Genomic DNA, 23,947 nt, shown 5'->3' on the forward strand with positions numbered 1-23,947 from the left:
CAGACGAGAGTCCAGGTGGCCTCGGCTGCAAGTGAGAGGGTGGTACGATGGCGGATGTGACCCTTCCGGGCGCCGGGGGCGGGACAATCAATGTCAATATGCCCGAGGCGGTGAGGGAAAAGCTCCAGGAGAAGCTTAGCGACCGCCCCGGGGCACAGCATGTGCCGGGTGGCTCACTGCCGGCCTTCGGTGTGCCGGCGACCGTCGTCTTCAACGGCAACACGCCGTTCAGCGGACCGGTCAACCTGAACTCCAACGTGAAGACGGTGATCGTCGAGAACGACCAGCCGGTCACGGTGAACGGCGGGACGGTCGGCGATGCGCTGGTGGTGACCGGCGAGGGCGGGCTCAATGCCAGCTTCATCAACGGCAGCGCCTCCGTCTTCGCCGGAGGAGGCAACAACCAGATCGATTCGTCGTGGGATGGCTCCCGCACCGAGGTGTTTACCGGTGCGGGCAATGACCACATCCGCCTGAACAGCGGTTCCGGCACCGTGGACGGCGGCGGCGGCAGCAACAAGGTGATGGCGAAGGGCAATTTCGGCGTCACCACGGGCAGCGGCAATGACGAGTTCTGGATTGCCGAAGGCAGCAACACGGTCTCCGCCGGCGGCGGCGACAACCGCATGCATCTACAGACCGGCAACAACACGGTGACGCTCGGCGAAGGCGCCGACACGCTCATCGTCGCTGGCGGCACCAGCACCATCTCTGCCGGCGCCGGCAACGACCAGATCTGGGTCGACGGTGGCAGCCACACCATCAACATGGGCGCGGGCAAGGACACGGTCCAGTTGCGTGGTGGCACGGGCAGCGAAGTGCGGCTCGGCGAGAGCGGCACGGTTTCCGCCCTGCAGGGCAACAACACCATCCACGCCGGCACCGGCAACGCCTGGATCACCGGCGGCACGGGCAACATGACGGTCTATGGCGGCGCCGGAAACACGACAGTCCACAGCAAGACGGGTCAGCTGAACTTCATCGGCGGCGCCGGCAGCGATACCGTGAATGGCGGCACCGGCAGCGCCACCATCACCGGCGGCGCGGGCGGCGGCTACTATGTCGGCGGCGCAGCGGGCAACAGCAGCCTGACCGCCGGTTTCGGCAAGACCACCCTGATCGCGGGTGGCAACGGCGACACGCTGGTTGCGGCCGGCGCCGATGGAGACGTGCTGAAGGCGGCGTCGGGCAACGTCACCCTGCTCGGTGGCACCTCGACCGGCCAGAACTGGTATGTCGGCAAGGACGGCGACGCGACGATGAGCATCGTCGGCGGCTCCGGCAACGAGTTCTTCGTCATGGGCCGCGGCAACGCCACGGTGACTGGTGCCGAAGGCAACGATGTCTTCCAGTTCTTCAAGAACGCGGGCGGCATCAACACCAACACCGTCACCATCAGCGACTTCACCATCGGTGTGGACCGCCTGTCCCTCCAGGGCTTCGGTGCGGTGGCGGATGCGGTGACGAACCACGTCTCCGGCGGCGGCTCGACCACCCTGACCCTGTCCGATGGCACGACGCTCGTGCTGAGCGGAGTCGAGGAGAGCAACCTGTCCAAGCTGACCGCCTGACGGGCGCCCAGCCGTCTATTTCATGGCCGAGGCGAAGTATCACATGCCCGGTTCGGAGGGTTCCCCCCTCCGGCCGGGCATCGTGCTTCTGATCACCCACGACGAGGGTGGCGGCACCGAGCGCTTCGTGCAGGAGCGGGCCGCGGTGCTGGTCGCTGCGGGGCAGACCTGCTGGTTTCTCCGCCCCGACGCCTTTGGCGGCCCTGCGCGGCTGGAACGGCCGGGCGAAACGCCGCTGCTCTTCGAGCATGGCCGCGATCACGCGGCGCTGCTGGCCCTCCTCCGTCGCTCCGTCACGCAGGTGGAGGTGCATCACCTCCGCAGCCATGCGCCCGGCTTCAAGGCGCTGCCGCTGGAACTCGGCCTGCCGATCTACGTGTTCGTGCATGACTGGGCGCTGATCTGCCCCCGTGGCACGCTGGTCCGCCCGGAGGGTGGATTCTGCGGCGAGGCGTCACCGGAGGCCTGCAAGTCCTGCGTGTCCGACTACGCGATGATGCCGGTCGTGGCCCCGGGTGGCGTGGCGGCGCTGCGCCAGGACTGGGCGGCGCTGCTGCGCGCGGCGGAACGCGTGGTTGTGGCGACGCGCGACGGCGCGCGGCGAATCCGGCGCCATTTCCCCGGCGCGGAGCCGGTGATCGAGAAGTGGGAGGAGGCACCGCCGCCACCCATGCCGCCGGAACATTCCCCGTGGCCACGAATCTGCGTTGCCGGGCGGCTGGCGCGGTACAAGGGATTCGAGGTCCTGCGCGACTGCGCCGCCGATGCGGCCGCGCGCAACCTGCCCATGGATTTCGTGCTCGTCGGACGGTCGATGGACGACGCGGCGCTGCGTGCCACCGGCCGCTGCGCGGTGACGGGCGAATACGCGGAGGGAGCTGGCGAGGCCTGGGTGCGGGCCCAGCGCGCTGCCATCGGCTTCATTCCATCGATCTGGCCTGAAACCTGGTGCTATGCCCAAACCGTTCTGAGTTCGGCCGGGCTGCCCATCGCCGCCTTCGCCCTGGGCGCCCAGGGCGAGAGGGTGGCGGCATCCGGCGGGTTGGCCTTGCCCCTGGGCTTGCCGCCCGGGCGCATCAATGACCTGTTTCTGGCGCGCATGGCAGGCTTGACCGTGCCGAGCCAGAGGGAGAGACAGCCGCTCCATGCCTGACCAGAATCAAGACCGGGTCCGCGATGTGCGCGTGGCTGCGCATACCCTGGTCCTTCCCCGTGGCAAGTTCTGCATCTCGGTGGCCGAGGTTTCGCCCGGCGTTCCCGCCGCGCAGCTTCCCGGCCTCGCCATCTCCGTCATTCCCGGCGAGGGCTCGGCCGTCGAGATTGCCCAATTCCCCGGCAATCCCTGGCTGCGGCAGCCGGGCGATGCGCTGCTCGTAACCGTGGGCAGCGATGAGGCGCGCCTGTTGCTCACCAGCTACAACCTGATGGAAGGGCAGGGGGCGAAACCGCCGCGCATGCAGGTGCAGCGCCTCGACGTGCCGGGCCAGGCGAGCCTCGGCCCCGCGCCCGAATCGGCAAGGACTGCGGAACCGCCACCCGCCCCTGCCGTCGCCGCAGCCGCCCCGTCCGGCCAGCAGGCGGTGCTCGTGCACATTGCCCGGGTGGGCGACAAGTCCGGCGCCCTTGGCGAATGGCTGGGCGTCCGGCAGCCCGGCTGCGTGATCGAGGGCTTGCAGGTCACGCCGCCTGAAGGCGTCCCGGCCGAGGATCTGGAGTATCAGGTCGTGCTGGGGAAAGGATGGACCTCGCCCTGGTCGCAGGGCGGCGAGTTCTGCGGCAGCCGCGGCATGACGCTGCCCGTCCAGGGGCTGCGCGTCGCCCTGCGCGGCGCGAGCGCGGAGCGCTACACGGTGAGCGTGGAGGGGGTGACCGCCAGCGGCGAGACCCTCGGCCCCGTCGGCAATGACGAGCTGTGCGGGCTGGAAGACCCCGAGCCGCTGGTCCAGCTGCGGCTGCGATTCGAGGAGCGCGTGGCCGCTCCGTCCCCGAAGCGCCGTGCGGCGAAGGCGAAGCGCTGACGGGTTGACTCAAGGGGAAAGGGTGCTTATTCGCCCGCAGACCGGGGATGGCGCAGGCCATCCCCGAACCGTTTTTTTGGCGCGAGTTTCCCATGAAGATCCGCAACAGCCTGAAGTCCGCGAAGACGCGGGACAAGAACTGCGTGGTGGTGCGCCGCCGTGGCCGCCTCTACGTTCTCAACAAGAAGAACCCGCGCATGAAGGCCCGCCAGGGCTGAAGCTGCTCCGGGCCTCGGGCCCGGACGGACCAAGCGGGGCTGCAACCCCATTGGATGCATGTCGTTTCCCCTTCACTTCTCTTGGAAGGAGATGCGACATGAAAGCCATCCTGCTCGCCGGTGCGGCGGCCCTGCTCGTTTCGGGCGCGGCCTCCGCGCAGAGCTCCGGTTCCTCGCGGTACAGCGCGTCGGGCAATGATGCCCGCAACACCACCTCCATGACTGCCCAGGCGGACAGCATGTCCGGCGAGCGCAGCGCACGCTCCGAGCGCCGGGCGGAACGCCGCGCGGCCACCACCAGCAAGTCCCGTCGCAGCACCCGGCCGGAAGACCAGGCCTATATGGGTGGCGGCATGATCCTCGAGAATGGCCAGCCCGTGGGCGGCGGTGCCGGAATGGGTGGCAGCGCTGGGATGGGCGTGGGCGGCATGTCTGCGCCGGGCGGCTACATGCCGGGCTCCGGCACGGTGGGCCAGGGCCGTGGCGGCCCCGGAGGCTTCCGTCCGGACAACAGCCCCGGCGGCGTTGACGGCAGCGTTACCCCCGGCCCGCGTCCCCTCGGTTCCGGCGTGATGCCCGGCGGCACTGGCACTGGCCGCGCCGCCGGCACCGGGCCGGGCGGCGGCAACTAAGCCACCACGCCCGACAACAAACTGGGCCGGTCCCACGCGGGGCCGGCCCTTTCGCGCATGATGCTTGCGGACGGCACGGCGCAGGGACATTTTGGCCCCATGATCCGCCTCCCGCCGCCGAAGCCCGAGATCCTCGCCCGCCGGGACGCGATCCTGGCCGACCTCCGGCGCCTCCTGCCCGAGGACGCGGTGATCGGCGAGGCGATCCGGCTGCGCCCCTACGAGACGGACGGGCTTTCCGCCTACCGCCAGATGCCGCTGGCCGTGACGCTTCCCCGCACGACAGAGGAGGTGGCCGCGGTGCTGCGCTACTGCCACGCCCACGGCATCCGCGTGGTGCCGCGCGGCGCCGGCACCTCGCTCTCCGGTGGGGCGCTGCCGCTGGAGGATGCGGTGGTCATCGGGCTGATGCGGATGAACCGCATCCTGGAGGTGAACTACGCCGACCGCTACGCGGTGGTGGAGGCGGGCGTCACCAACATCGGTATCACCAAGGCGGTGGAGGGGGATGGCTTCTTCTACGCGCCCGACCCGTCCTCGCAGCTCGCCTGCATGATCGGCGGCAACGTGATGATGAACTCGGGCGGCGCGCATTGCCTGAAATACGGCGTCACCGCCAACAACCTGCTCGGCCTGACCTTCGTGACGATCGAGGGCGAGGTGGTGCGCATCGGCGGGCAGCATCTCGACGCCGCCGGCTATGACTGGCTCGGCCTTATCACCGGGTCCGAGGGGCAATTGGGCATGGTGACGGAGGTGACGGTCCGCATCCTTCGCTCGCCCGAAGGGGCTCGGGCGATGCTCGCCGCCTTCTCCTCTGTGGAGGTGGCGGGGCAGGCGGTGGACGCAATCATCGGCGCCGGCGTCATCCCCGTCGCGCTGGAGTTCATGGACAAGCCCTGCATCCACGCCTGCGAGGCATTCGCCCATGCTGGCTACCCCCTGGATGCCGAGGCGATGCTGATCATCGAGGTGGAAGGCAGCGTGGCCGAGCAGGACATGTTGCTGAACCGCATCAAGAAGATCTGCGCCCGCTTCGACCCGATCAGCCTGAAGCTGGCCGAGAGCGCGGAACAGTCGCTGGCGATCTGGAAAGGGCGCAAGGGCGCCTTCGGGGCGGTGGGACGCATCTCGCCCGACTACCTTTGCATGGACGGCACCATCCCGACCGGCGAGCTGCCGCACGTGCTGAAGCGCATCAGCGAGATGAGCGCGCATTACGGCCTCGGCGTCGCCAACGTCTTCCATGCGGGCGACGGCAATCTCCACCCCCTCATCATGTTCGATGCCAATGACGCGGAAAGCTTCCGCAAAGCCGAGGCCTTCGGCGCCGACATCCTGAAGCTCTGCGTCGAGGTGGGCGGCTGCCTGACCGGCGAGCACGGCGTGGGCGTGGAGAAGCGCGACCTGATGGTGGCGCAGTTCACTTCGAGCGAACTGGCGCTCCAGCGCGCGGTGAAGTCGGCCTTCGACCCCGGCTGGCTGCTGAACCCGGCCAAGGTCTTCCCCCTCGAAGGGAACGAGGCGCTGGCAGCATGAGCGCCGCCCTCGACAAGGTGACAGCCCCCGACACGGAGGAGGGCGTGGCCGAGGCCGTGCGCGCCGCGCTGGCGTCGCGCGAGCCGCTGGCAGTCGAGGGGCGCGGCACCAAGCGCGCCATGCTCCGCCCGGTCCAGGCCGCGCGCACCCTCTCCACGCGCGCACTCTTTGGCATCACCCTCTACCGCCCGACGGAACTCGTGATCTCGGCGCGCGCCGGCACTCCAGTCGCGGAGATCGAGGCGGCGCTGGCCGAGAAGAACCAGAAGCTGATCGCCGAGCCGCCCGATCTGCGCGCGCTGTTCGGCGTTGAGGAGGGCGCGACGCTGGGCGGTGTGGTGGGCGCCAATTTGTCCGGCCCGCGCCGCATCACCGGCGGCGCGATGCGCGACCACGTGTTGGGTATCCGCGCCGTTTCGGGCGAGGGCGAGGTCTTCCGCTCCGGCGGGCGGGTGCTGAAGAACGTCACCGGACTCGACCTCTGCAAGCTGCTGACCGGGGCCCATGGCACGCTGGGCGTGCTGACCGAGGTGACGCTGAAGGTGCAGCCGGCCGGCGAGGCAACAGGCACGCTGGCCCTGCGCGTCGCGGGGTTGGAGGAAGGCATCGCCGCGCTCTCGGCCGCGCTCGGCTCACCCTTCGGTGTGTCGGGCGCCGCGCTGCTGCCCGAGGGCCATGCGCCGCTCGGCCTCGACGGGCCCGTGGCGCTGGTGCGGATCGAGGATTTCGCCGAATCGGTCACCTATCGCTTGGGGCAGCTGCGCGCCGCGTTGTCCCGCTTCGGCGAGGTGTCCGTGCTGGAGGGCGCGCCGTCCCGCGCGGCTTGGCGCGCGGTGCGCGACGCCGTGCCGCTCGGCGCCCAGCCGGAGGAGGCGGTGTGGCGCATCTCCGTCGCGCCGTCCCGCGCGCCGGCTGTCTCCGCGGCGCTGCGCGAGGCCTTCCCGGCGCGGCTGCTGCTCGACTGGGGCGGCGGGCTGATCTGGGTCGCCGGTCCCGCGACGGCAGATTCTCACGCGGCGGTGATGAAAGCCGCCGCTTCGGCCGGCGGCACCTTTACTCTGTTCCGCGCGCCAGAGGCCCTGAGCGCCGCGCTTCCCGTCCTGCCGGAGGAGCCGGCTGCGCTGGCGTCCATCGGCCAGCGCGTGAAGGCGGTGTTGGACCCTGCCGGAATCCTGAACCCCGGTCGGATGCGCGCCGGGGCCTGAAAAGAACGAGACATGCAGACCAGCTTCACCGCCGAGCAGCTCCGGGATCCGGACACCGCAGAGGCGAACAAGATCCTCCGCACCTGCGTGCATTGCGGCATGTGCACGGCGACCTGCCCGACCTTCCTTCTCCTGGGGGATGAGCTGGATTCGCCGCGCGGGCGCATCTACCTGATCAAGGACATGCTGGAGAGCGGCCGTCCCGCCTCGGAGCAGGAGGCGCGGCACGTGGATCGCTGCCTGTCCTGCCTGTCCTGCATGACCACCTGCCCCTCGGGCGTGCATTACATGCACCTCGTGGACCATGCGCGGCGCCACATCGAGGAAACCTATGTCCGTCCCTGGCCGGAGCGGGCGTTGCGCGCGGTGCTGGCGCGTGTCCTGCCGCGTCCTGGCCTGTTCCGCCTTTCCCTGCGCGCCGCCGCCCTGGCGCGGCCCCTGGCGCGGCTGATCCGCGGGCGCGGCACCACGGCACAGCGCCTACGCGCCATGCTGTCCCTGGCGCCGGCCACACTGCCGCCGCGCTCGCCGATGCAGGAGGTGGCGCTGCATCCGGCGGAGGGCACGCGGCGCGGCCGCGTCGCGCTGCTGACTGGATGCGCGCAGAAGGTGCTGGACCCCACGATCAACGAGGCGACGATCCGCCTCCTCACCCGCATGGGGATCGAGGTGGTCGTGCCGCGCGGCCAGGGCTGCTGCGGCGCGCTGACGCATCACATGGGCCGGCACGACCCGGCCATGGCGGCGGCACGTGCCAATCTCCAGGCCTGGGGCGCGGAGATTGAGGGGCAGGGGCTGGACGCGATCGTGATCAACGCCTCCGGCTGCGGCACCACGGTCAAGGATTACGGCTTCATGTTCCGCGAGGAGCCAGAAGCCGCGCTGGCAGCGAAGGTCTCCTCCCTCACGATGGACGTGACCGAGGTGCTGGAACGCTTCGACTACCGCCCTTCGCGCGAGGCGCCGGGGCTGACGGTAGCCTATCATTCCGCCTGCTCGCTCCAGCATGGGCAGAAGATCACGACGCTGCCGAAGGAGTTGCTCGCACGCGCCGGCTTCGCGGTGAAGGAGCCGACGGAGCCGCATATCTGCTGCGGTAGCGCCGGCACCTACAACCTGCTGCAACCGGGCATCGCCCAGGCACTGCGGGCGCGCAAGCTGGACAACATCTCGCGGCTTGACGCCGATCTCATCGCCGCCGGCAACATCGGCTGCATGACGCAGTTGTCCGGCGACGCGCTGCCGGTGGTGCATACGGTCGAGCTGTTGGACTGGATGGCCGGCGGGCCGAAGCCGGCGAAGCTGCCGGCATGATCCTGGTCACGGGCGGGGCCGGATTCATCGGCTCCCATGTCGTCGCCGCGCTGAACGACACAGGCCGCACCGACGTGGTGGTGAGCGACTGGCTGCGCGACGGACCCAAGTGGCGCAACCTTCGCAAGGCCGTCCTCGCCGATTTCGTGCCGCCGGAGGAACTGGCGTCCTGGCTGGAGGGGCGGAAGCTGGAGGCGGTGGTGCATCTCGGCGCCAATTCCGCCACTACCGCGACGGATGGCGACGACGTGATGCGGCGCAATTTCCGCTTCTCGCTCATGCTGCTCGACTGGTGCGCGGCGCAGCGCGTCCCGCTCGTCTATGCCAGCAGCGCCGCGACCTATGGCGATGGCGAGGCGGGCTTCGACGATGCCGATGACCTCGCCGCGCTGCGCAGGCTGCGGCCGCTGAACCTGTATGGCTGGTCCAAGCATCTCTTCGACCAGGCGGTCGCGGCGCGGTGCGAATCCGGCGGCGCGCTGCCGCCCGCCTGCTGGGGGCTGAAGTTCTTCAACGTCTATGGCGCCAACGAACATCACAAGGGTGAGATGCGCTCCGTCGTCCACAAGGTGTTCGAGACGCTGCGCCGCGGCGAGGAGGTGAGGCTGTTCCGCTCCCACCGCCCCGACTACCGCGATGGCGAGCAGCTGCGCGACTTCGTCTTCGTGGAAGACGTCGTCGCGGTGATCCGCTTCCTGCTGACGATGGGGGAGGGGACAGGGCTGCTGAACGTGGGCGCGGGCATCGCGCGCTCCTGGGTCGACCTCGCGCGCGCGGTTGGCCTGGCGATGGGGGTGGAGCCGGAGATCCTTTTCATCGACATGCCCGAGGCGCTGCGCGGCAAGTACCAGTACCGCACCGAGGCAGATTTGGGCCGACTGCGCAAAGCCGGCTTCAACGCCCCGATGACATCGCTGGAGGAGGGGGTGGCTCGCACCGTCGCCATCCTGGCCAGCGCCGACCCGCATCGCTGACGGAGCGATGCGGACCGCCCTTGTCACCGGCGCCACGGGGTTCATTGGCCGGCACCTCGTCCGCCGCCTGCGCGAAGGCGGCTGGCGCGTCGTCGCCACCGGTGGGCCGGACACGCCGGCCGGGGAGGCGGTCGCGCTCGACATCCGGGATCGCGAGTCGCTGCTGGCGCTGATCCGTGCCAAGGAGCCGGATGTCATCCATCACCTCGCGGGGCAGAGCCTGCCGGCGCTCGCCTTCGCCGAAGCCGGACCAACCCTGGCGGCGAACGTGCTGGGCACGGCCGTGCTGTTGGAGGCGGTGCGCGATTCGGGCGTGGCGCCGCTGGTCGTCGTCGCCTGTTCCGGCACCGCCTATGGGGCCAGCTTGGGGCAGGAAGCAGTGCGGGAGGAGGCAGCGCTGCTGCCGCTGACCCCCTATGCGGTCAGCAAGGCGGCGCAGGACATGTTGGCCTTCGCTGCGCATCGCGCCGGTTCGGTGCGGACGGTGCGGGCGCGCATCTTCAACACCACCGGCCCGGGGAAGCAGGGCGACGTACTGAACGACCTTGCCGGCAGGATGGCGACGCTGGCGCGGAACGGCGTGCGCGAAGGCGGCATGCGCGTCGGCAACACGGCGAGCCGCCGCGCCATCCTGGATGTGGAGGATCTCGCCGAAGCCTTGTTCCTGCTGGGCGAGGCCGGCGAGGCGGCCGCGGGCGAGGCCTTCAACATCAGTGCGCCCGAGGCGGTGACGGTGGCGTCGCTGATCCGATGCCTTGAAAGGGTCAGCGGCATCGCGCTGCGACCCGAGCCGGACCCCGCCCTGTTCCGTCCGGCGGACGAACCGCTACTCCTGGGCGACACGACACGAATTCGTGCGCTGACCGGCTGGAAGCCGCGGATTTCACTGGATTCCACGATCCGGCACATTTACGAGACTGTATTGCTCAATTAACACTCCTGCCAACTGGGAGAAGGAAGGCGCGGCTTGAGCCGTCTGGCCTGGATCGCAGTGGCGGGCACTGGTGCGCTGGCCTCTGCCTGGATGGGCGGCTGGCTGCCGCTTGGGGTGCCGCCGGTTTCCACAACGCCTGCCTTGCCCATGGCAATGGCGCCGGAGGCGCCGCGCGAACCAGCGGCACGCACCGAGCCATCCCTCCTGTCCGCGTCCCGCACCGCCTCGCCCGAGGCTTCGCTGCAAACATCCCCGGCCGCTGCGCCGCGCCCCGAGCCGCAAGGCAGAACCACTTCACGCTCCGAATCGGCCGAGGTCGCTCGCCCCGCGCCGCCGCGCTTCGATGTGGCGCGGCTGGGCCGCAACGGCATGCTGGTGGCCGCCGGCCGTGCCATGCCCGGATCCGAGGTGACGCTGCTGGACAATGGCCGCGAGATCGGCCGGGGCCGCGCCGATGCGCGCGGCGAATGGGTGATCCTGCCCGACGCGCCGCTCGGCTCTGGCGCCCGGGAACTGACCCTGGTGATGCGCCCGCAAGGCGGTGAGCCCATTCCTGGCGAGGCCAGCGTCGTCCTGCTGGCGCCCGAACCTGCCGCTGCCCTGGCTGCCGCTGCGCCGGGCCAGACGGAAGGGACGCGGGAAAACCCCACCGGTGATGCCGCGCGCGCGGAGCGCGCAGCCGAGGCCGCGCCGCGCAGGGAAAGGCCGCTGACCGAAGGTTCCGCCTCCCAGGCTGCGCCGGGCCCGCTGACGCTGCTCGTGCCGCAGGCCCAGGCCGCGCCGGTGGTGGCGCTGCAGGCTCCATCCCGCGCCCGGCTGGCGCTGGATCTCGTGGATTACGGAGTCGAGGGTGACATCCGCTTCGCCGGCTCCGCCCCGCCGGGGGCCGTGGTGCGGCTCTACGTGAATGACCGGCATCTGGGCGACGCCACAGCGGATGCGGCAGGGCGCTGGAGCTTCACCGCCGGCAGCCGGCTGCCGCCCGGGCGCTACACGCTGCGCGTGGACCAGCTGGAAGCCAATGGCCGCGTGGCGTCGCGGGTGGAGCAGCCCTTCCTGCGCGAGCCGCCCCCGGTGATCGCCGCGGCGGCGGCCGCGCCGGCGGATTCCCGCCACATCGTCCAGCCCGGCCACACGCTCTGGCGCATCGCGCGCGAGAATTACGGCCGCGGCGCCCGCTTCACCCTGATCTACGCCGCCAATCGCGAGCAGATCCGCGACCCGCACCGCATCTTCCCGGGTCAGGTCTTCGCCTTGCCCACCCCAGCGGATTCCAGCCGCTCCAGATAGGGGTCGAGGGACAGGGCGAAGCGCACCATCTCGCTCAGCAGCCCGGGCGCGGTGTCGCGCGGCTCGGCCTCCGTTTCCAGCCGTAGCCGGTGGTCCGGGGTGACGCGCAGCGCCCAGCCGGGCGGCATCTCGGGCGGCAGGCGGCGCACCTCCTCCAGCGTCCAGCTCCGGTCCGCCCCGGGCTCTGCCGTCGAAGGAATGCGGCCGGCCATGGCGGAAAGCCGCAGCCGCTCCCGCTCCAGCCGCGCCTCGCAGGGGCGGCCGCGCCAGGCGAAGCGCAGGGCGGGCGGCCCGTGACCTTCCCGCGGGGCCAGCGTTCCGTCATGTGCGACCGAGAAGGAGCGAAGGGCCAGCATGGCTTCAACTTGCCCCAGCCAGATGAACGGACCATAAACCGCGCCCATGTCGCTCCGAAACAGCATGAGCCTCGTCCTCGCGCCGCCGCACCCGGCGGGGCGGCCCTTCCTCTGGGGCGGCGCCGCCGTCGCCGTGCTGGGAGGGCTGATCCTGGGGGCCTGGCTGTTCTGGCTGGGCGCCGCCTTCACTGGCTTCTGCCTGTATTTCTTCCGCGACCCGCGCCGCGTGCCGCCGCCGCGCCCTGGCCTCGTCCTCGCCCCGGCGGATGGCAAGGTGGTGCTGGTCGGCCCCGCCGTGCCGCCGGCCGAGCTGGAGATGGGCAGCGCCCCGCGCCAGCGCGTCGCCATCTTCCTTTCCGTGCTGGACGTGCACGTGAACCGCTCCCCGGTGCTGGGGCGGGTGGGGCGCATCGTCTACCGCGCCGGCGCTTTCTTCGACGCCTCGCTGGACAAGGCGAGCGAGCACAATGAGCGCAACGGGCTGCGCATCGACCTCCCCGATGGCGGCAATCTCGGCTGTGTGCAGATCGCGGGGCTCGTCGCACGGCGCATCGTCTGCACGGCGCGCGAGGGCGACCAGATCCTGGCCGGCGAGCGCTTCGGCATCATCCGCTTCGGCTCCCGTACCGATGTCTACCTGCCTGAGGGGGTGAAGCCCCTGGTGACGCTGGGCCAGACCATGATCGGCGGCGAGACGGTGCTGGCCGAACTCGGGACCCGGGGCTGATGGCGGACGGGGCGCCGCGAGCCGGGCTTCGCCGGCGCCTGGGCCGGTTCGGCGGTCAGGCCAAGGGCCGCGCGCCGAGCCTGAACCGGCTCATCCCGAACATCCTCACCATGATGGGGCTCTGCGCCGGGCTGGTGGCGATCCGCTTCGCATTTGATGGACGCTTCGCCCAGGCAGCCGCCTTCATCGTCGCGGCGGGCGTGATCGACGGGCTGGACGGCCGCATCGCGCGGCTGCTGAAGGGCACGTCGCGCTTCGGGGCGGAGTTCGACAGCCTCGCCGACTTCCTGTCCTTCGGCGTGGCGCCCGCCCTGGTCATGTACCTCTGGACGCTGAACCAGGTTGGGCCGATCGGATTCGTGCCCTGCGTGATGTTCGCCGTCTGCTCCTCGCTGCGCCTCGCGCGGTTCAACGCCGCCTCCATCGTCGAGCCGGGGACGGTGCCCGCGCCGCGCCCGGCCTTCGCTTCCAATTTCTTCACCGGCGTTCCGGCGCCGGCAGGTGCGGGCTTGGCGCTGTTTCCGCTCTTCGCCTCGCTGGCCTTCGGCGAATGGGGGTGGACGGCGACGGCCGAGGCATTCCGCCGGCCTCTCTTCGCCGCCGTGATTTTGCTGGTGGTGGGGGCGCTGATGGTCTCCACCCTGCCATCCTGGTCGTTCAAGAAGGTGAAGGTCGCGCCGCGCTTCGTCCTGCCGCTGCTGCTCGGCGTCGGCGGCTTCGTGGCGGTGCTGGTGACGGAGCCCTGGGCGGCGCTGGCCGCGGCCGGGCTGATCTATGCCGGGATGCTGGTCTTCTCCGCCCGCGCCTATGCCCGCCTCGCGCGGGAATACGAGGCGGAGGTGATGCGCGGCGAGGCAGCGCACCCGCCGGGCTGAAGCGCCTCCAGCCCGGCTTCGAATGGCGGCGTTACTTCCGCCGCGCTTCCACCAGCACGCCAGCCTCAGCGAGGCGGGCGATCTCCTCCTCGCTGAAGCCCTTGGACGCCAGCACCTCGCGCGTGTGCTCGCCGAAGCGGGGCGGCTTGGCGGCGGTTCCACCTGGGGTGCGGGACAGCTTGATCGGCGTGCCGAGGCCGCGGAACCCGTCCTTCTCCGTCACCATGGCGCGGTGCGCGGTGTGCGCGGCGCGCATCGCCTCGTCCACGCCCAGCACCGGCCCAGCCGGCAGCCCGGCGGCCAGCATGCGCTGGCAGAGGTCATGCCCGTCCTCGCCCGCGAAGCGCTCCTCCAGGATGGCCATCAGCGCCGGGCGGTTGGTGACGCGGCCTCCGTTGGTGCGGAAGCGCTCGTCATTCGCCAACTCGTCGAGGCCGAGGAAGGCGCAGAACTTGCGGAAGGTCGGGTCGTTGCCGACGCCCACGAAGATCTCGCAGGTCTTCGTCTGGAACTTGGCATAGGGGGCGAGGTTCGGGTGCGGATTGCCCGTCGCCACCGGCCGCTTGTTGTTCAGGAAGAAATTGGCCGCGTGCGGATGCAGCAGCGCCATGCCGCAATCATGCAGCGTCATGTCGCAATACTGGCCCTGGCCCGATCTGTCGCGCTCGTGCAGCGCCATCAGGATGGCGATGGCGCTGAACAGTCCGGTGGCGATGTCCACGATCGGCGTGCCGAGGCGCGTCGGGCCGCTATCCTCCGTGCCGTTGATGGACATGAGTCCGACCATGGCCTGCAGGATGGCGTCATAGCCCGGGAAGCCGCCGAGCGGCCCGGTGGCGCCGAAGCCGGAGACGCGGCAATGGATCAGGCGCGGGAAGCGCTTGCTCAGCACCGCCTCGTAGCCCAGCCCCCATTTCTCCATCGAGCCGGGCTTGAAGTTCTCGATCAGCACGTCCGCGCCTTCGAGCAGGCGCATCAGCACCTCGCGCCCCTCGGGCTTGGCGAGGTCGAGGCCGACCGACTTCTTGTTGCGGTTCACGCCGATGAAGTAGGAGGCGTCGCCATCCTCGTTGAAGGGCGGGCCCCAGTCGCGCACCTCGTCGCCCTGGGGCGGCTCCAGCTTGATCACCTCGGCGCCGTGATCCGACAGGATCATGGTGCAGTAAGGGCCGCCCAGCACGCGGGTGAGGTCCACCACGCGCAGCCCGGTCAGGGCGCCCGGCCCGGTGCGGAGAGCCTTGCCCTCGGTCACGGTCATGACGTCCATCATGCGGCCGCCTTCCTTTCGAACACGCGCGAACAGAACTCGGGGTAAGTTTCCAGCATCTCGTCGCAGACCGGGCCGCGCAGCAGTGCCAGTTCCTCCGCCGTGGGGGCGGGGGTTTCGCCCAGCGAGGGCGCGACGTCGAAATCGAAGCCCGTCTCGGCGCGGATATTCTCCAGCGTCTCGCCGGGGTGCAGCGTCTCCAGCGTGAAGCGGCCGCGCGCCGGGTCGAAGCCGAAGACGCAGCGCCCGGTCACCAGCGCCTGTGCGTGGCCGCGCCGGAACACACCGGGCTCGCTGACGCCGGGGGCGGAGATATGCGCGACGCGATCCACCAGCACGCGGGGCGAATGCTCCTCGCGGAATAGGATGGTTCGGCCGGCCATGAAATACATGAAGGCCGAGCCGAAGGAGCCGGGAAAGCGCACGTCGCGCCCCGGCCACTCGCCCGTGCCGATCAGGTTGAGATTGGCCTGTCCGTCGATCTGCCCGCCGCCCAGGAAGAACAGGTCGATGCGGCCCTGGCCGGTGAGGTCGAACAGTTCGCGCGTGCCTTCCGTGAAGGGATTGCCGCTGCGCTTGTGCAGCAGCGACAGCCGCACATGTTCCCCCCTTGGCGCACCCTGCTTGGACACGAGCCAGCATGCGGCGGCGGGAATGGGCGAGGCCGCGCCCACCGCGATGTGCCGCGTCGGCCGCGCGCGGATCAGCCGCGCGAGCGTGACGGCGAGGAGCTCCTCCGGCTTGTGGCTCATGCCGCCGCCCTCTGCGCGAAGACGTGCTCGGCCATCCATTCGTTGAACCCTGCCTCGGTGCGGGCGGCGCGGGCATAGGCGGCGACGTGGTCGGCGTCGAAGCCGTACTCGTCCAGCAGCGCCACGGGATGCGCTCCGCGCTCCGCCACGGCCACCGCCTCGATGTAGGTGCCGCTGATCGTGCCGGGGGCGAGGCGCTCATCCTCCAGGAAGTTTCCTTCCACGACGCGCTCCACCGTCACCAGCACGCGCTTGCTGGCATGGGCCAGGGTGGCGCATTCGCGGCGGCGGCCGACCCACACATTGCCCAGGCTGTCGGCCATGACGGCGTGGAAGGCCGCGACGTCCGGCGACAGGGCGGGCAGGGCGACGATGCGCTCTCCATCGCCGAAGGGGCTGTCCATTACCACCCAGTCCGGCCGGTTCGCCAGGATGTCGGAGCCGATCAGGCCGCGCAGCGGCATGAAGGGCACGCCCTTCTCAGAGGCCTGGAGCATGGTGTGGATGGCGGGGCAAGTGGCATCCACCACCTTGAGCGTCCCGGCCTTCACCGCGGCGGAGAAACGCGGCGCGAATCCCGCCTCGCCTAGCGACACGGCGCTGGTCTGCACCTCGGCCACGCAGCCCGCGCCGATCAGCAGGTCGGTCGCGAAGCCGGAGACGGGCACGCCCAGCAGGCGCAGCCCCTTGGAACCGCGCCGGATCAGCGCCTTGGCAAGTGCGACGCTCGGCAGGGAGTTATCGGGGGGAAGCGCAACGAGCGCGCCATCTGGCACGCTGGCTGCCATCTCTTCGAGGGTTGTCATCGCCCGCTTCCTCCTGCGCTCGCCAACCGTTTCCCCGGCTTAGGCCCGTGCCGCCCCCGGTGCAACCGCGCTCCGGTCGTTCCGTTCGCGACCCATGAAGATTCACGCGATCAACTGCGGCTGGATGCGGCCCTGGGGCGGCCTCCTGTGGGACCGTCACAGCACCGGTGTCGGCCCGGCCAGCCTCGCCTGCCGCTGCGTGGTGGTGGAGAGCCCGGAGGGTCCCATCCTGGTGGATACCGGCTTTGGTCCCAGCGACGCCTCGGAGCCCGAGCGGATTCACGCCCTGATGCGGATGATGGACCGGCCGGACATCCAGCCTCACCGCTCTGCCCTGGCGCGCGTGCGGGCCCTGGGCTTCACGCCGGAGGATGTGCGCCACATCGTCATGACCCACCTGGATTTCGACCATGCGGGCGGGCTCACCGACTTCCCCTGGGCCAAGGTTCACGTGACAGCGACGGAATTGCGAGCGGCACGGGCGCGGGACGGGATGAAGGCGCGGATGCGCTGGAGTCCCCTGCAGCTCCGCGCCGATTTCGTGGAGCACGAGGCGCCGGGCGAATCCTTCTTCGACATGGCGACGCTGGGCGGGCTGCCGGCGGGGCTGCGCTTCGTCCCGCTGCCGGGCCATTCGCCGGGCCATGCCGCCGTGGCCATCCCGGCAGAGAAGGGATGGGTGCTGCATGCCGGCGACGCCATCTTCGATGCCCGCGAACTGGAAGGGCCCGGCAAGGCGCCGCCCCTGACCCTGGCCTATGAGAACGCGATGCAGGTGGACCCCATCGCGCGCCACGCCAGTGCCGAGGCGCTGCGCCTCCTGCGCCGTCAGGCGCCGGAGGACATCACCATCCTCTGCACCCACGACCCGGTGCTGCACCCCAGCGTGCGGCTGGCCGCAGAGCCGGGCTTGAACGACTGAACGCAGCCTGGGCTAGCGGCTCCGTTCCGCGTCCGGGCTGCGGGCGAAATCGGCGAGGCGCGCCGCAGCTTCCTCATGCCGCTCCGGCGGCAAGCAGGCATGGGCGAGACGCAGGTGCCGGTCATTGCCAGGTCCGAAGAAGCAGCCGGGCAGGGTGACGAGCCCATGGCGCGCCGCCAGCGCCTCGGCCGCCGCGCGCCCGTCCAGCGCTCCCTCAGGGATGCGGAGCCAGGCGAAGAATCCGCCCGCCGCGTCCACCTGGAAGCCGGGCACCCGCTCCAGGGCAGCCAGGAAGGATCGGCCAGCCTCGCGCATCGCCCGCGCCCGTTCGTCGCGCCATTCCTGGAGGGCGGGGATGGCCCAGGCCAGCGCCGCCTGGGGCGGGCGCGGCGGGCAAAGCTGGATGTTGTCCACCGCCTTCATGAAGGCGGCGCGGAAGACCGGGCCGGCCAGCACCGCGCCCATGCGATGCCCCGGCACGCCATAGGCCTTGGAGAAGGAGTAGATCTGCACGATGAAGTCGCGCCAATCCGCGCGGCCGAACAGCGCATGCGGCGCGCCATGCCCTTCAGGCAGGAAGTCGCGATAGGTCTCGTCCAGCACCAGCCACAGGCCGCGCTCGCGGCACAGCTCCGCGAAGCGAGCGATGCGCTCGGCGGGGATGGGGGCGCCGGTCGGGTTGCTCGGCGTCACCAGTACGATGGCGCGGGTGTTGGGGCCGATCAGCGCCGCCGCCGCATCGGGATCGGGCAGGAAATCCGGTCCTGCGGGGAGCGGATGCGCCGACACGCCCCGCAGGGCAAGTGCCATCTGGTGGTTAAAGAACCAGGGCAGGGGCAGGATCACCTCGTCCCCCGGCGCGACCAGCGCCATCATCGCCAGGGTGAAGCCGAGATTGGCGCCGGCGGTGATGCGCACGTCATCCGGCCGGGCGTCGCCGCCATAGACCCGCACCGTCTCCGCCGCCACCGCCTCGCGCAGTGCCGCCTCGCCTTCCAGCGGGCCATAGCCGCTCAGCACCGGATCGCTGCTGGCCGCGCCCAGCTTGGCGAGGAGTTCGGGATGCGGCGGGCCGGCGGGGACAGCCTGGGTCAGATCGAGAAGTGGGCCGTAGCGGCCGTCATAACGTCCGGCCCAGTCCCGGCAGGCGGGGATGGGCGGCGTCCCGATCCGCTCCGCCGTGGCGGAAAGGCGGGGGACGCGGTACACGAGGTTGTCGAGCGGCATGGTGCCGCAACGTCCGAAAACGCATTGCGCTGCACCATGATCTCGTTGGAGACCCCGCGCCTCGTGCTGTGCCCGCTTCGCCACACGGATGCGGAGGAGTTCGCCGCGCTGAACGGCGACACGGCGGTGATGCGCCACTTCCCCGCGAGGCTGAGCCGCGACGAGAGTGACGCCATGCTGGCGCGGCTGGAGGCGCGGTGGCGCGAGGATGGCATCGCCTTCGCCGGCGCCTTCCTGCGCGAGACGGGTGCGCTTGCGGGCATGGTGGGGCTGATGCACGTCCGGCCCGACATGCCCTTCGCCCCGGCCGTGGAGATCGGCTGGCGCATCGCCACTGCGCATCAGCGGCAAGGGCTGGCGGAGGAAGCAGCGCGCGCCTGGATCGCGCATGGCTTCGGCGCGCTGGGCCTGTCGGAGATCATCGCCTTCACCGTACCGGCGAACGAGCCATCGTGGCGGATGATGGAAAAGCTCGGCATGCAGCGTGGAGGCGAGTTCGATCACCCCGGCCTGCCGGAAGGCCACGCGCTGCGCCGGCACCTGCTCTACCGGTTGGCGCGGCCCTAGGCCGCGACGCAGCCCGCCGGGCGGCGGATATCGGCTCCCGCCGCCACCAGCCCATCGCCGGGCAGGCTCAGCACCGCCTCGACGCATCCCGCGAGCCAACTTGTCTCCGGCCATTCCTGCATGCGGTGCCCGCGCGCGGCCAGTTCGTCGCGCACGGCCCGTGGGATGCGTGCTTCCGCCGCCAGCAGGCCCGGATGCGCCTCGAAGGGGGCGAAGCTGCTCGGCGCGGCGTAGGAGGCGACGCGGGGTGCTTCGATGGCTTCCTGTAACTCCATTCCGAAGGCGAAGACGTTGTAGGCCACCTGCATCATCGCCTGGATCTGCACGTCGCCGCCCGGCGTGCCGAAGGGCATGATCCCGCCTTCCGCCGTCGCGATCATCGCCGGGTTCGGCGTCAGGCGCGGCCGCTTGCCGGGCGCCACACCGGATTTGTGGCGCGGGTCCGGCCGCGACTGGCAGCCGCGATTGGAAGGGATGAGCCCCAGCCCCGGCACCACCGGCGAATCCCAGGACCCATCCGAAGGCGTGGCGGAGAAGGCGTTGCCCCAGCGATCCACCACCGCGACATATGAGGTGTCGGCCTCCAGCTTCGGCGCCTCCTTCGCCACCGGGCTGGGCTCGACCTCGCCGGGCAGGGAAGGGTGGGCGCGGTCCATGCGGATCTCCCGCGCCCGCGCCGCCGCATGCTCGCGGGAGAGTAGTCGCTCCAGCGGCACCTCGACGAAATCCGGATCACCGAAATGCATCTCGCGATCGGCCAGCGCCGCCTTCACGCTTTCCGCAACGATGTGCAGGTAGTCGGCCGAGTTGTGCGCGTGCTCGGCGAGGCCCGCCGCCTCCGCCACCATCATGGCCTCGATCAGCGCCGGTCCCTGGCACCAGGGACCGCAGGCCAGCACTTCATGCCCGCGCCAGGAGCGGCGCACCGCCGGCAGGACAGGGGCGCGATGCGCCGCCATGTCCTCCATCGAGAGCCAGCCGCCTTCCTCCTGCACGAAGCGCGTGATCGCCTGCGCGATGTCGCCGCGATAGAAGGCGTCGCGCGCGGCGGCGAGGCCGCGCAGCCGGTCGGTGTGGCGCGACGCTTCGTCGGCGAGGAAGCGCAGCGTGCGCGCGAGGTCGGTCTGCACGAAGCGCGATCCCAGGCGTGGCGGCTCGCCGCCGGGAAGGAAGATCGCTGCGTTGCTCGGCCAGCGCGCGTATTCGTCGCGATGCCCCTGCACGGTCTGCCGCAGGATGGCGGGGGTAGCGAAGCCCTCCTCGGCCCAACGAATGGCGAAGGACGCCGCCTCCTCGAAGCGGATCGTGCCATGGCGCTCCAGCGCGGTGATCCAGGCATCGGGCGCGGCCGGCACCACGGTGCGGCGCACGCCGTGCGGGATGGCGCCGCCATGCTCGCGCATGAACACGTCGGGCGGCGTCGCTGCCGGCCAGCGCCCCAGCCCCGCGATCGTCTCCACCCGCCCGTCGGCGAGGCGGATCATGATCGGCGCCACGCCCGCCACGTTCACGAGGTCCGGCACCACCACGCCCAGCACGATGCCCGCGGCGACCCCCGCATCCACCGCGTTGCCGCCACCCTCCAAGACCGTGAGGGCCGCGGCGGCGGCGAGGTGATGCCCGGCGGAGGCGGCGTGGCGGGAGCCATAAAGGGTCGGTCGCATGGGTCGAGGCTAGCCCATCCCGCGATGATCGGCGATGTTCCGCAGCCATGGACGAGTCGCCCCTCCTGCTCGCGGTGGATCACCGCGGCATCGCCACCGCCACGCTGAACCGCCCCGCCCTGGGCAATGCCTATAACGGCGCGATGCTGGAAGCCCTGATCGGCGGGCTGGAGAAGCTGGCGAAGGACGACGCGATCCGCGCGCTCGTGATCCGCGGCGCGGGCAAGCATTTCCAGGCCGGTGCCGACATCCACTGGCTCGGCGCCGCGGCGAGCGCCCCGCCGGATGAGGCACTGGCCGCCTCCATGCTCACCACGCGCGCGATGCAGCGGCTGAATGAGTTCCCGAAGCCCACATTCGCCGTCATCCACGGCGCCTGCTTCGGCGGCGGAACGGGCATCGCCTGCTGCGTGGACGTCGCGCTGGCGACCACGGAGGCCAGCTTCGGCATCACCGAGGTGCGCGTCGGCGTCGCGCCCACGCCCATCTCCACCCACATGGTCCACGCCATGGGGCTGCGCCACGCCCGGCGCTACGCCATCACCGGCGAGCGCTTCGGCCCGGAGGAGGCGATGCGGATCGGCTTGGTGCACGAGGTGCTGCCGCCGGACCAGGTGGAGGCGCGGCTGGAGCGCATTCTGGCCGACACGCTGCTCTCCGCCCCCACCGCCATCGCCGCCACCAAGCGCTCCCTGCTGGAGTCCAACGGCCTCGCCCTGAGCGAGCGCGAGGTGGTGATCCTGTCGCAGGAAAGCTGGATGCAGCGGAGCGGCGCCGAGGGGCGCGAGGGCCTCGCCGCCTTCCGGGAAAAGCGGCGCCCGCGCTGGGCGCCGCCCGCGTGACTGGACGCCGAACGACGGGCGCCCGCGCGCGTTTCGTTCTCGTGGCGGCATGGGGAAAGCAAGCGGCATGACGGGGTACGACACGGAGACGGGAGCCATTGGCGGCCCGCCCCCCGTCATCGACGACACGAGCCCACCCGACGGCGACAAGGCGCATAACGATATCTTCTTCGCGGCGGTCGAGACGACGCGGATGCCGATGATCGTCACCGACCCGCGCCAGCCGGACAATCCGATCGTCTTCTGCAACCCGGCCTTCATCCAGATGACCGGCTATACGATGGAGGAGATCCGGGGCCGCAACTGCCGCTTCCTCCAGGGACCTGACACCGACCGCTCGGTTGTCGCGGAGGTGCGCCAGGCCATCGAGGCGCAGCGCGAGGTCTCGGTGGAGATCCTGAACTACCGCAAGGACCGATCGGCCTTCTGGAACGCGCTGTTCATCTCGCCGGTCTATGATCAGGGAGGCGAGCTGATCTATTTCTTCGCCTCCCAGCTCGACATCTCGCGCCGTCGCGACGCGGAGGAAGCGCTGCGCCAGGCGCAGAAGATGGAGGCGCTGGGCCAGCTGACCGGCGGCATCGCACACGACTTCAACAACCTGCTCCAGGTCATCATCGGCTACACGGATGCGCTGCGCGACGCCGGAACGCGCAACAATCCGGCACGGCTGGACAAGGCGGTGGAGGCCATCTCCCAGGCCGCCGCGCGCGGCGCGACACTGACGCAGCAGCTTCTCGCCTTCGCGCGCAAGCAGCGGCTGGAGGGCCGCCCAGCCAGCCTGAACACGCTGGTCGAGGGGATGGCGCCGCTGATCGAGCGCACGGTGGGCGGCACCATCCAGGTGAAGCGCCAACTTGCGCCCGGCTTGCCGAATGTGCGGGTGGATGCCACCCAGGCGGAGCTGGCGCTGCTGAACATCCTGCTCAATGCGCGCGACGCCATGCCCGATGGCGGGCGGATCGAACTGGAAACCAGCCAGCGCAGCATCGATGCCGAGGACGCGGCGCTGTTCGGTGAGATCCAGCCCGGCGACTACGTGGTGCTCTCCATTACCGACACCGGCACGGGCATGTCGCCCGAGATCCTGCGCCGCGTCACCGAGCCTTTCTTCACCACCAAGGAGCAGGGCAAGGGCACGGGGCTTGGCCTATCCATGGTCTATGGCTTCGCCAAGCAATCCGGTGGCGCGCTGCGCCTGTATTCCGAGCCGGGGATCGGCACCACGGTTCGGCTGTTCTTTCCTGCCATCAAGTCCGATGCGCCGCGCGGTGCCGGCCCGGCCCGCCCGCTCGACCCGCGCCCGGGGCGCGAGACCGTGCTGCTGGTGGAGGACCAGCAGGATGTCGGCGACCTTGCCGAGACGGTGCTGGAGGATTTCGGCTACCAAGTGCTGCGCGCCTCCAACGCACAGGAAGCGCTGGCGGTGCTGGAGGGCGAGAAGCGCGTGGACCTGCTCTTCACCGACCTCATCATGCCGGGTGGCATGAACGGGGTGGTGCTGGCGCGGCTCGCACGGCGGTCGCGGCCGCGGCTCAAGGTGCTGCTCACCACTGGCTATGCGGAGATGAGCCTGGAGCGGATCGAGGCCGGCGGCTCGGAGTTCGACGTGATCCAGAAGCCCTATCGCCGCTCCGAACTGGCGGCGAAGGTGCGCATGGTCATAGACGGCCCGACCGGCGTGGGCTGAGGCGGCGCAGCGCCTCCTCGAAAGGAGTGAAATCGCGCCACGGGTCGGAGGCGGCCATGCGGACCATGACCCCGTCCGACGCCGCAATGGCGCCTTCCAGCATCAGATTCTCGCCCAGGCCGAAATCCTCGACCATCAGCCCCTCCGCGTCGCGCCACGTGCCGCTATCCTCCTGGCAGGTGACACGCTCGCGCAGCGTGGCTGCCGTCGCCAGATAGCCATGCACCGGCCGGCCCAGCCCGTGCATTAGCCCCATCTCGAACACCGTGCCCGGATCGGCCCCCACGCCACGGAAGGGGGAGAGGTTCGCAAGCAACGCGTCGCAGCCCCGCAACAGGGCCTCGCAGCGCGCGTGGATGGCGCGCCAGTCGCGCACATCGGTGAGGGGCGGGTCGAGGGGAAACACGCCCTCGATGCCATGGGCGGTGCAGAGTGCCTTCTTCGCGGCGCCGATGGCATCGGCATCGGGCAGAAAGACTTCGGGGCCAGCAAGATAAAGGCGCATGCGAGCCCTGTAGCACAGGGTCGGCCTTGCCGCCGCGCCCTCGTCGCGCAAG

24 protein-coding genes are annotated in these 23,947 nt (G+C 70.6%); 17 read left to right on the forward strand and 7 right to left on the reverse strand.

What is annotated here, in order from left to right; genetic code table 11:
• Window positions 1–47: 47 nt before the first annotated feature.
• From JTJ31_RS19080 to JTJ31_RS19130, 11 genes are all read left to right on the forward strand, one after another.
• Window positions 48–1,571, forward strand: a complete 1,524-nt coding sequence (locus JTJ31_RS19080; protein WP_207540322.1) for a calcium-binding protein — start codon at window positions 48–50, stop codon at window positions 1,569–1,571.
• A 43-nt stretch (window positions 1,572–1,614) separates the two neighbouring features.
• Window positions 1,615–2,724, forward strand: coding sequence for a glycosyltransferase family protein (locus tag JTJ31_RS19085; RefSeq protein ID WP_207540323.1), 1,110 nt, complete (start codon window positions 1,615–1,617; stop codon window positions 2,722–2,724).
• Window positions 2,717–3,589 (forward strand): hypothetical protein, encoded by an 873-nt coding sequence (locus JTJ31_RS19090; RefSeq protein WP_207540324.1) that lies wholly within the window; start codon window positions 2,717–2,719, stop codon window positions 3,587–3,589. Before JTJ31_RS19085 ends, JTJ31_RS19090 begins: the two co-directional genes overlap by 8 nt.
• Before the next feature lie 92 nt (window positions 3,590–3,681).
• Entirely contained in the window at window positions 3,682–3,807 is a 126-nt protein-coding gene (ykgO, locus tag JTJ31_RS19095; protein WP_007003646.1) for a type B 50S ribosomal protein L36, read from the forward strand.
• 98 nt (window positions 3,808–3,905) lie between these two features.
• Window positions 3,906–4,439: a hypothetical protein gene (locus JTJ31_RS19100; RefSeq protein WP_207540325.1), complete on the forward strand. Its 534-nt coding sequence runs from the start codon at window positions 3,906–3,908 to the stop codon at window positions 4,437–4,439.
• A gap of 99 nt (window positions 4,440–4,538) precedes the next feature.
• Window positions 4,539–5,978, forward strand: a complete 1,440-nt coding sequence (locus tag JTJ31_RS19105) for an FAD-linked oxidase C-terminal domain-containing protein (RefSeq protein WP_207540327.1) — start codon at window positions 4,539–4,541, stop codon at window positions 5,976–5,978.
• Window positions 5,975–7,183: an FAD-binding protein gene (locus tag JTJ31_RS19110; RefSeq protein ID WP_207540332.1), complete on the forward strand. Its 1,209-nt coding sequence runs from the start codon at window positions 5,975–5,977 to the stop codon at window positions 7,181–7,183. Before JTJ31_RS19105 ends, JTJ31_RS19110 begins: the two co-directional genes overlap by 4 nt.
• A 12-nt stretch (window positions 7,184–7,195) precedes the next feature.
• Window positions 7,196–8,497, forward strand: coding sequence for a glycolate oxidase subunit GlcF (gene glcF, locus JTJ31_RS19115; RefSeq protein WP_207540333.1), 1,302 nt, complete (start codon window positions 7,196–7,198; stop codon window positions 8,495–8,497).
• On the forward strand, window positions 8,494–9,471 hold the full coding sequence (rfaD, locus tag JTJ31_RS19120) for an ADP-glyceromanno-heptose 6-epimerase (protein ID WP_207540334.1): 978 nt from the start codon (window positions 8,494–8,496) through the stop codon (window positions 9,469–9,471). The genes glcF and rfaD overlap by 4 nt, the downstream gene beginning before the upstream one ends.
• A 7-nt stretch (window positions 9,472–9,478) precedes the next feature.
• Complete coding sequence (locus JTJ31_RS19125) at window positions 9,479–10,405, forward strand: GDP-mannose 4,6-dehydratase (protein WP_207540335.1); 927 nt, start codon at window positions 9,479–9,481, stop codon at window positions 10,403–10,405.
• Window positions 10,406–10,438: 33 nt separating this feature from the next.
• Complete coding sequence (locus JTJ31_RS19130) at window positions 10,439–11,695, forward strand: LysM peptidoglycan-binding domain-containing protein (RefSeq protein WP_207540336.1); 1,257 nt, start codon at window positions 10,439–10,441, stop codon at window positions 11,693–11,695.
• On the opposite strand, the gene JTJ31_RS19135 is transcribed toward JTJ31_RS19130, so the two are convergent.
• Window positions 11,647–12,051 (reverse strand): hypothetical protein, encoded by a 405-nt coding sequence (locus JTJ31_RS19135; protein WP_207540337.1) that lies wholly within the window; start codon window positions 12,049–12,051, stop codon window positions 11,647–11,649. The genes JTJ31_RS19130 and JTJ31_RS19135 overlap by 49 nt on opposite strands.
• A gap of 46 nt (window positions 12,052–12,097) precedes the next feature.
• Here JTJ31_RS19135 and JTJ31_RS19140 point away from each other — a divergent pair, with 46 nt between their 5' ends.
• Both JTJ31_RS19140 and JTJ31_RS19145 read left to right on the forward strand, forming a co-directional pair.
• Window positions 12,098–12,778, forward strand: coding sequence for a phosphatidylserine decarboxylase (locus JTJ31_RS19140; RefSeq protein WP_207540338.1), 681 nt, complete (start codon window positions 12,098–12,100; stop codon window positions 12,776–12,778).
• Entirely contained in the window at window positions 12,778–13,653 is an 876-nt protein-coding gene (locus JTJ31_RS19145) for a CDP-alcohol phosphatidyltransferase family protein (RefSeq protein ID WP_207540339.1), read from the forward strand. Before JTJ31_RS19140 ends, JTJ31_RS19145 begins: the two co-directional genes overlap by 1 nt.
• Window positions 13,654–13,684: 31 nt before the next feature.
• Here the strand turns inward: JTJ31_RS19145 and JTJ31_RS19150 are convergent, their stop codons facing one another.
• Genes JTJ31_RS19150 through JTJ31_RS19160 form a run of 3 tightly spaced genes read right to left on the reverse strand, consistent with a single transcriptional unit; the run spans window position 13,685 to window position 16,478 of the window.
• Window positions 13,685–14,923 carry a CaiB/BaiF CoA transferase family protein gene (locus JTJ31_RS19150; RefSeq protein WP_236020438.1) on the reverse strand — a complete coding sequence of 413 codons (1,239 nt, stop codon included), beginning with the start codon at window positions 14,921–14,923 and terminating at the stop codon, window positions 13,685–13,687.
• Window positions 14,920–15,672: a CoA-transferase gene (locus JTJ31_RS19155; RefSeq protein WP_207540340.1), complete on the reverse strand. Its 753-nt coding sequence runs from the start codon at window positions 15,670–15,672 to the stop codon at window positions 14,920–14,922. The genes JTJ31_RS19150 and JTJ31_RS19155 overlap by 4 nt, the downstream gene beginning before the upstream one ends.
• Complete coding sequence (locus JTJ31_RS19160) at window positions 15,669–16,478, reverse strand: CoA transferase subunit A (RefSeq protein WP_207540341.1); 810 nt, start codon at window positions 16,476–16,478, stop codon at window positions 15,669–15,671. Before JTJ31_RS19160 ends, JTJ31_RS19155 begins: the two co-directional genes overlap by 4 nt.
• 94 nt (window positions 16,479–16,572) lie before the next feature.
• Between JTJ31_RS19160 and JTJ31_RS19165 the strand changes: the two genes are divergently transcribed.
• Window positions 16,573–17,400: an MBL fold metallo-hydrolase gene (locus JTJ31_RS19165; RefSeq protein WP_207540342.1), complete on the forward strand. Its 828-nt coding sequence runs from the start codon at window positions 16,573–16,575 to the stop codon at window positions 17,398–17,400.
• A gap of 12 nt (window positions 17,401–17,412) precedes the next feature.
• On the opposite strand, the gene JTJ31_RS19170 is transcribed toward JTJ31_RS19165, so the two are convergent.
• Window positions 17,413–18,627: an aminotransferase gene (locus tag JTJ31_RS19170; protein WP_207540343.1), complete on the reverse strand. Its 1,215-nt coding sequence runs from the start codon at window positions 18,625–18,627 to the stop codon at window positions 17,413–17,415.
• A gap of 36 nt (window positions 18,628–18,663) precedes the next feature.
• On the opposite strand from JTJ31_RS19170, the gene JTJ31_RS19175 reads away from it, so the two are divergent.
• Window positions 18,664–19,194 (forward strand): GNAT family N-acetyltransferase, encoded by a 531-nt coding sequence (locus tag JTJ31_RS19175; RefSeq protein ID WP_207540344.1) that lies wholly within the window; start codon window positions 18,664–18,666, stop codon window positions 19,192–19,194.
• On the opposite strand, the gene JTJ31_RS19180 is transcribed toward JTJ31_RS19175, so the two are convergent.
• Window positions 19,191–20,858, reverse strand: a complete 1,668-nt coding sequence (locus JTJ31_RS19180) for a gamma-glutamyltransferase family protein (protein WP_207540345.1) — start codon at window positions 20,856–20,858, stop codon at window positions 19,191–19,193. The genes JTJ31_RS19175 and JTJ31_RS19180 overlap by 4 nt on opposite strands.
• A 47-nt stretch (window positions 20,859–20,905) precedes the next feature.
• Here JTJ31_RS19180 and JTJ31_RS19185 point away from each other — a divergent pair, with 47 nt between their 5' ends.
• The gene (locus tag JTJ31_RS19185; RefSeq protein WP_207540346.1) at window positions 20,906–21,700 is read left to right on the forward strand and encodes an enoyl-CoA hydratase-related protein; all 795 of its coding nucleotides are present in this window, start codon (window positions 20,906–20,908) and stop codon (window positions 21,698–21,700) included.
• 67 nt (window positions 21,701–21,767) lie between these two features.
• Entirely contained in the window at window positions 21,768–23,390 is a 1,623-nt protein-coding gene (locus tag JTJ31_RS19190; RefSeq protein WP_207540347.1) for a histidine kinase famiy protein, read from the forward strand.
• Here JTJ31_RS19190 and JTJ31_RS19195 read toward each other — a convergent pair.
• A complete protein-coding gene (locus tag JTJ31_RS19195) occupies window positions 23,362–23,895 on the reverse strand; it encodes a nucleoside 2-deoxyribosyltransferase (protein WP_207540348.1) in 534 nt (177 codons plus the stop codon). The two genes, JTJ31_RS19190 and JTJ31_RS19195, sit on opposite strands and share 29 nt — an antisense overlap.
• Window positions 23,896–23,947 lie beyond the last annotated feature (52 nt).

Origin of the sequence: Sabulicella rubraurantiaca (genome assembly GCF_017355885.1) — a bacterium.
GTDB lineage: Bacteria > Pseudomonadota > Alphaproteobacteria > Acetobacterales > Acetobacteraceae > Roseococcus > Roseococcus rubraurantiacus.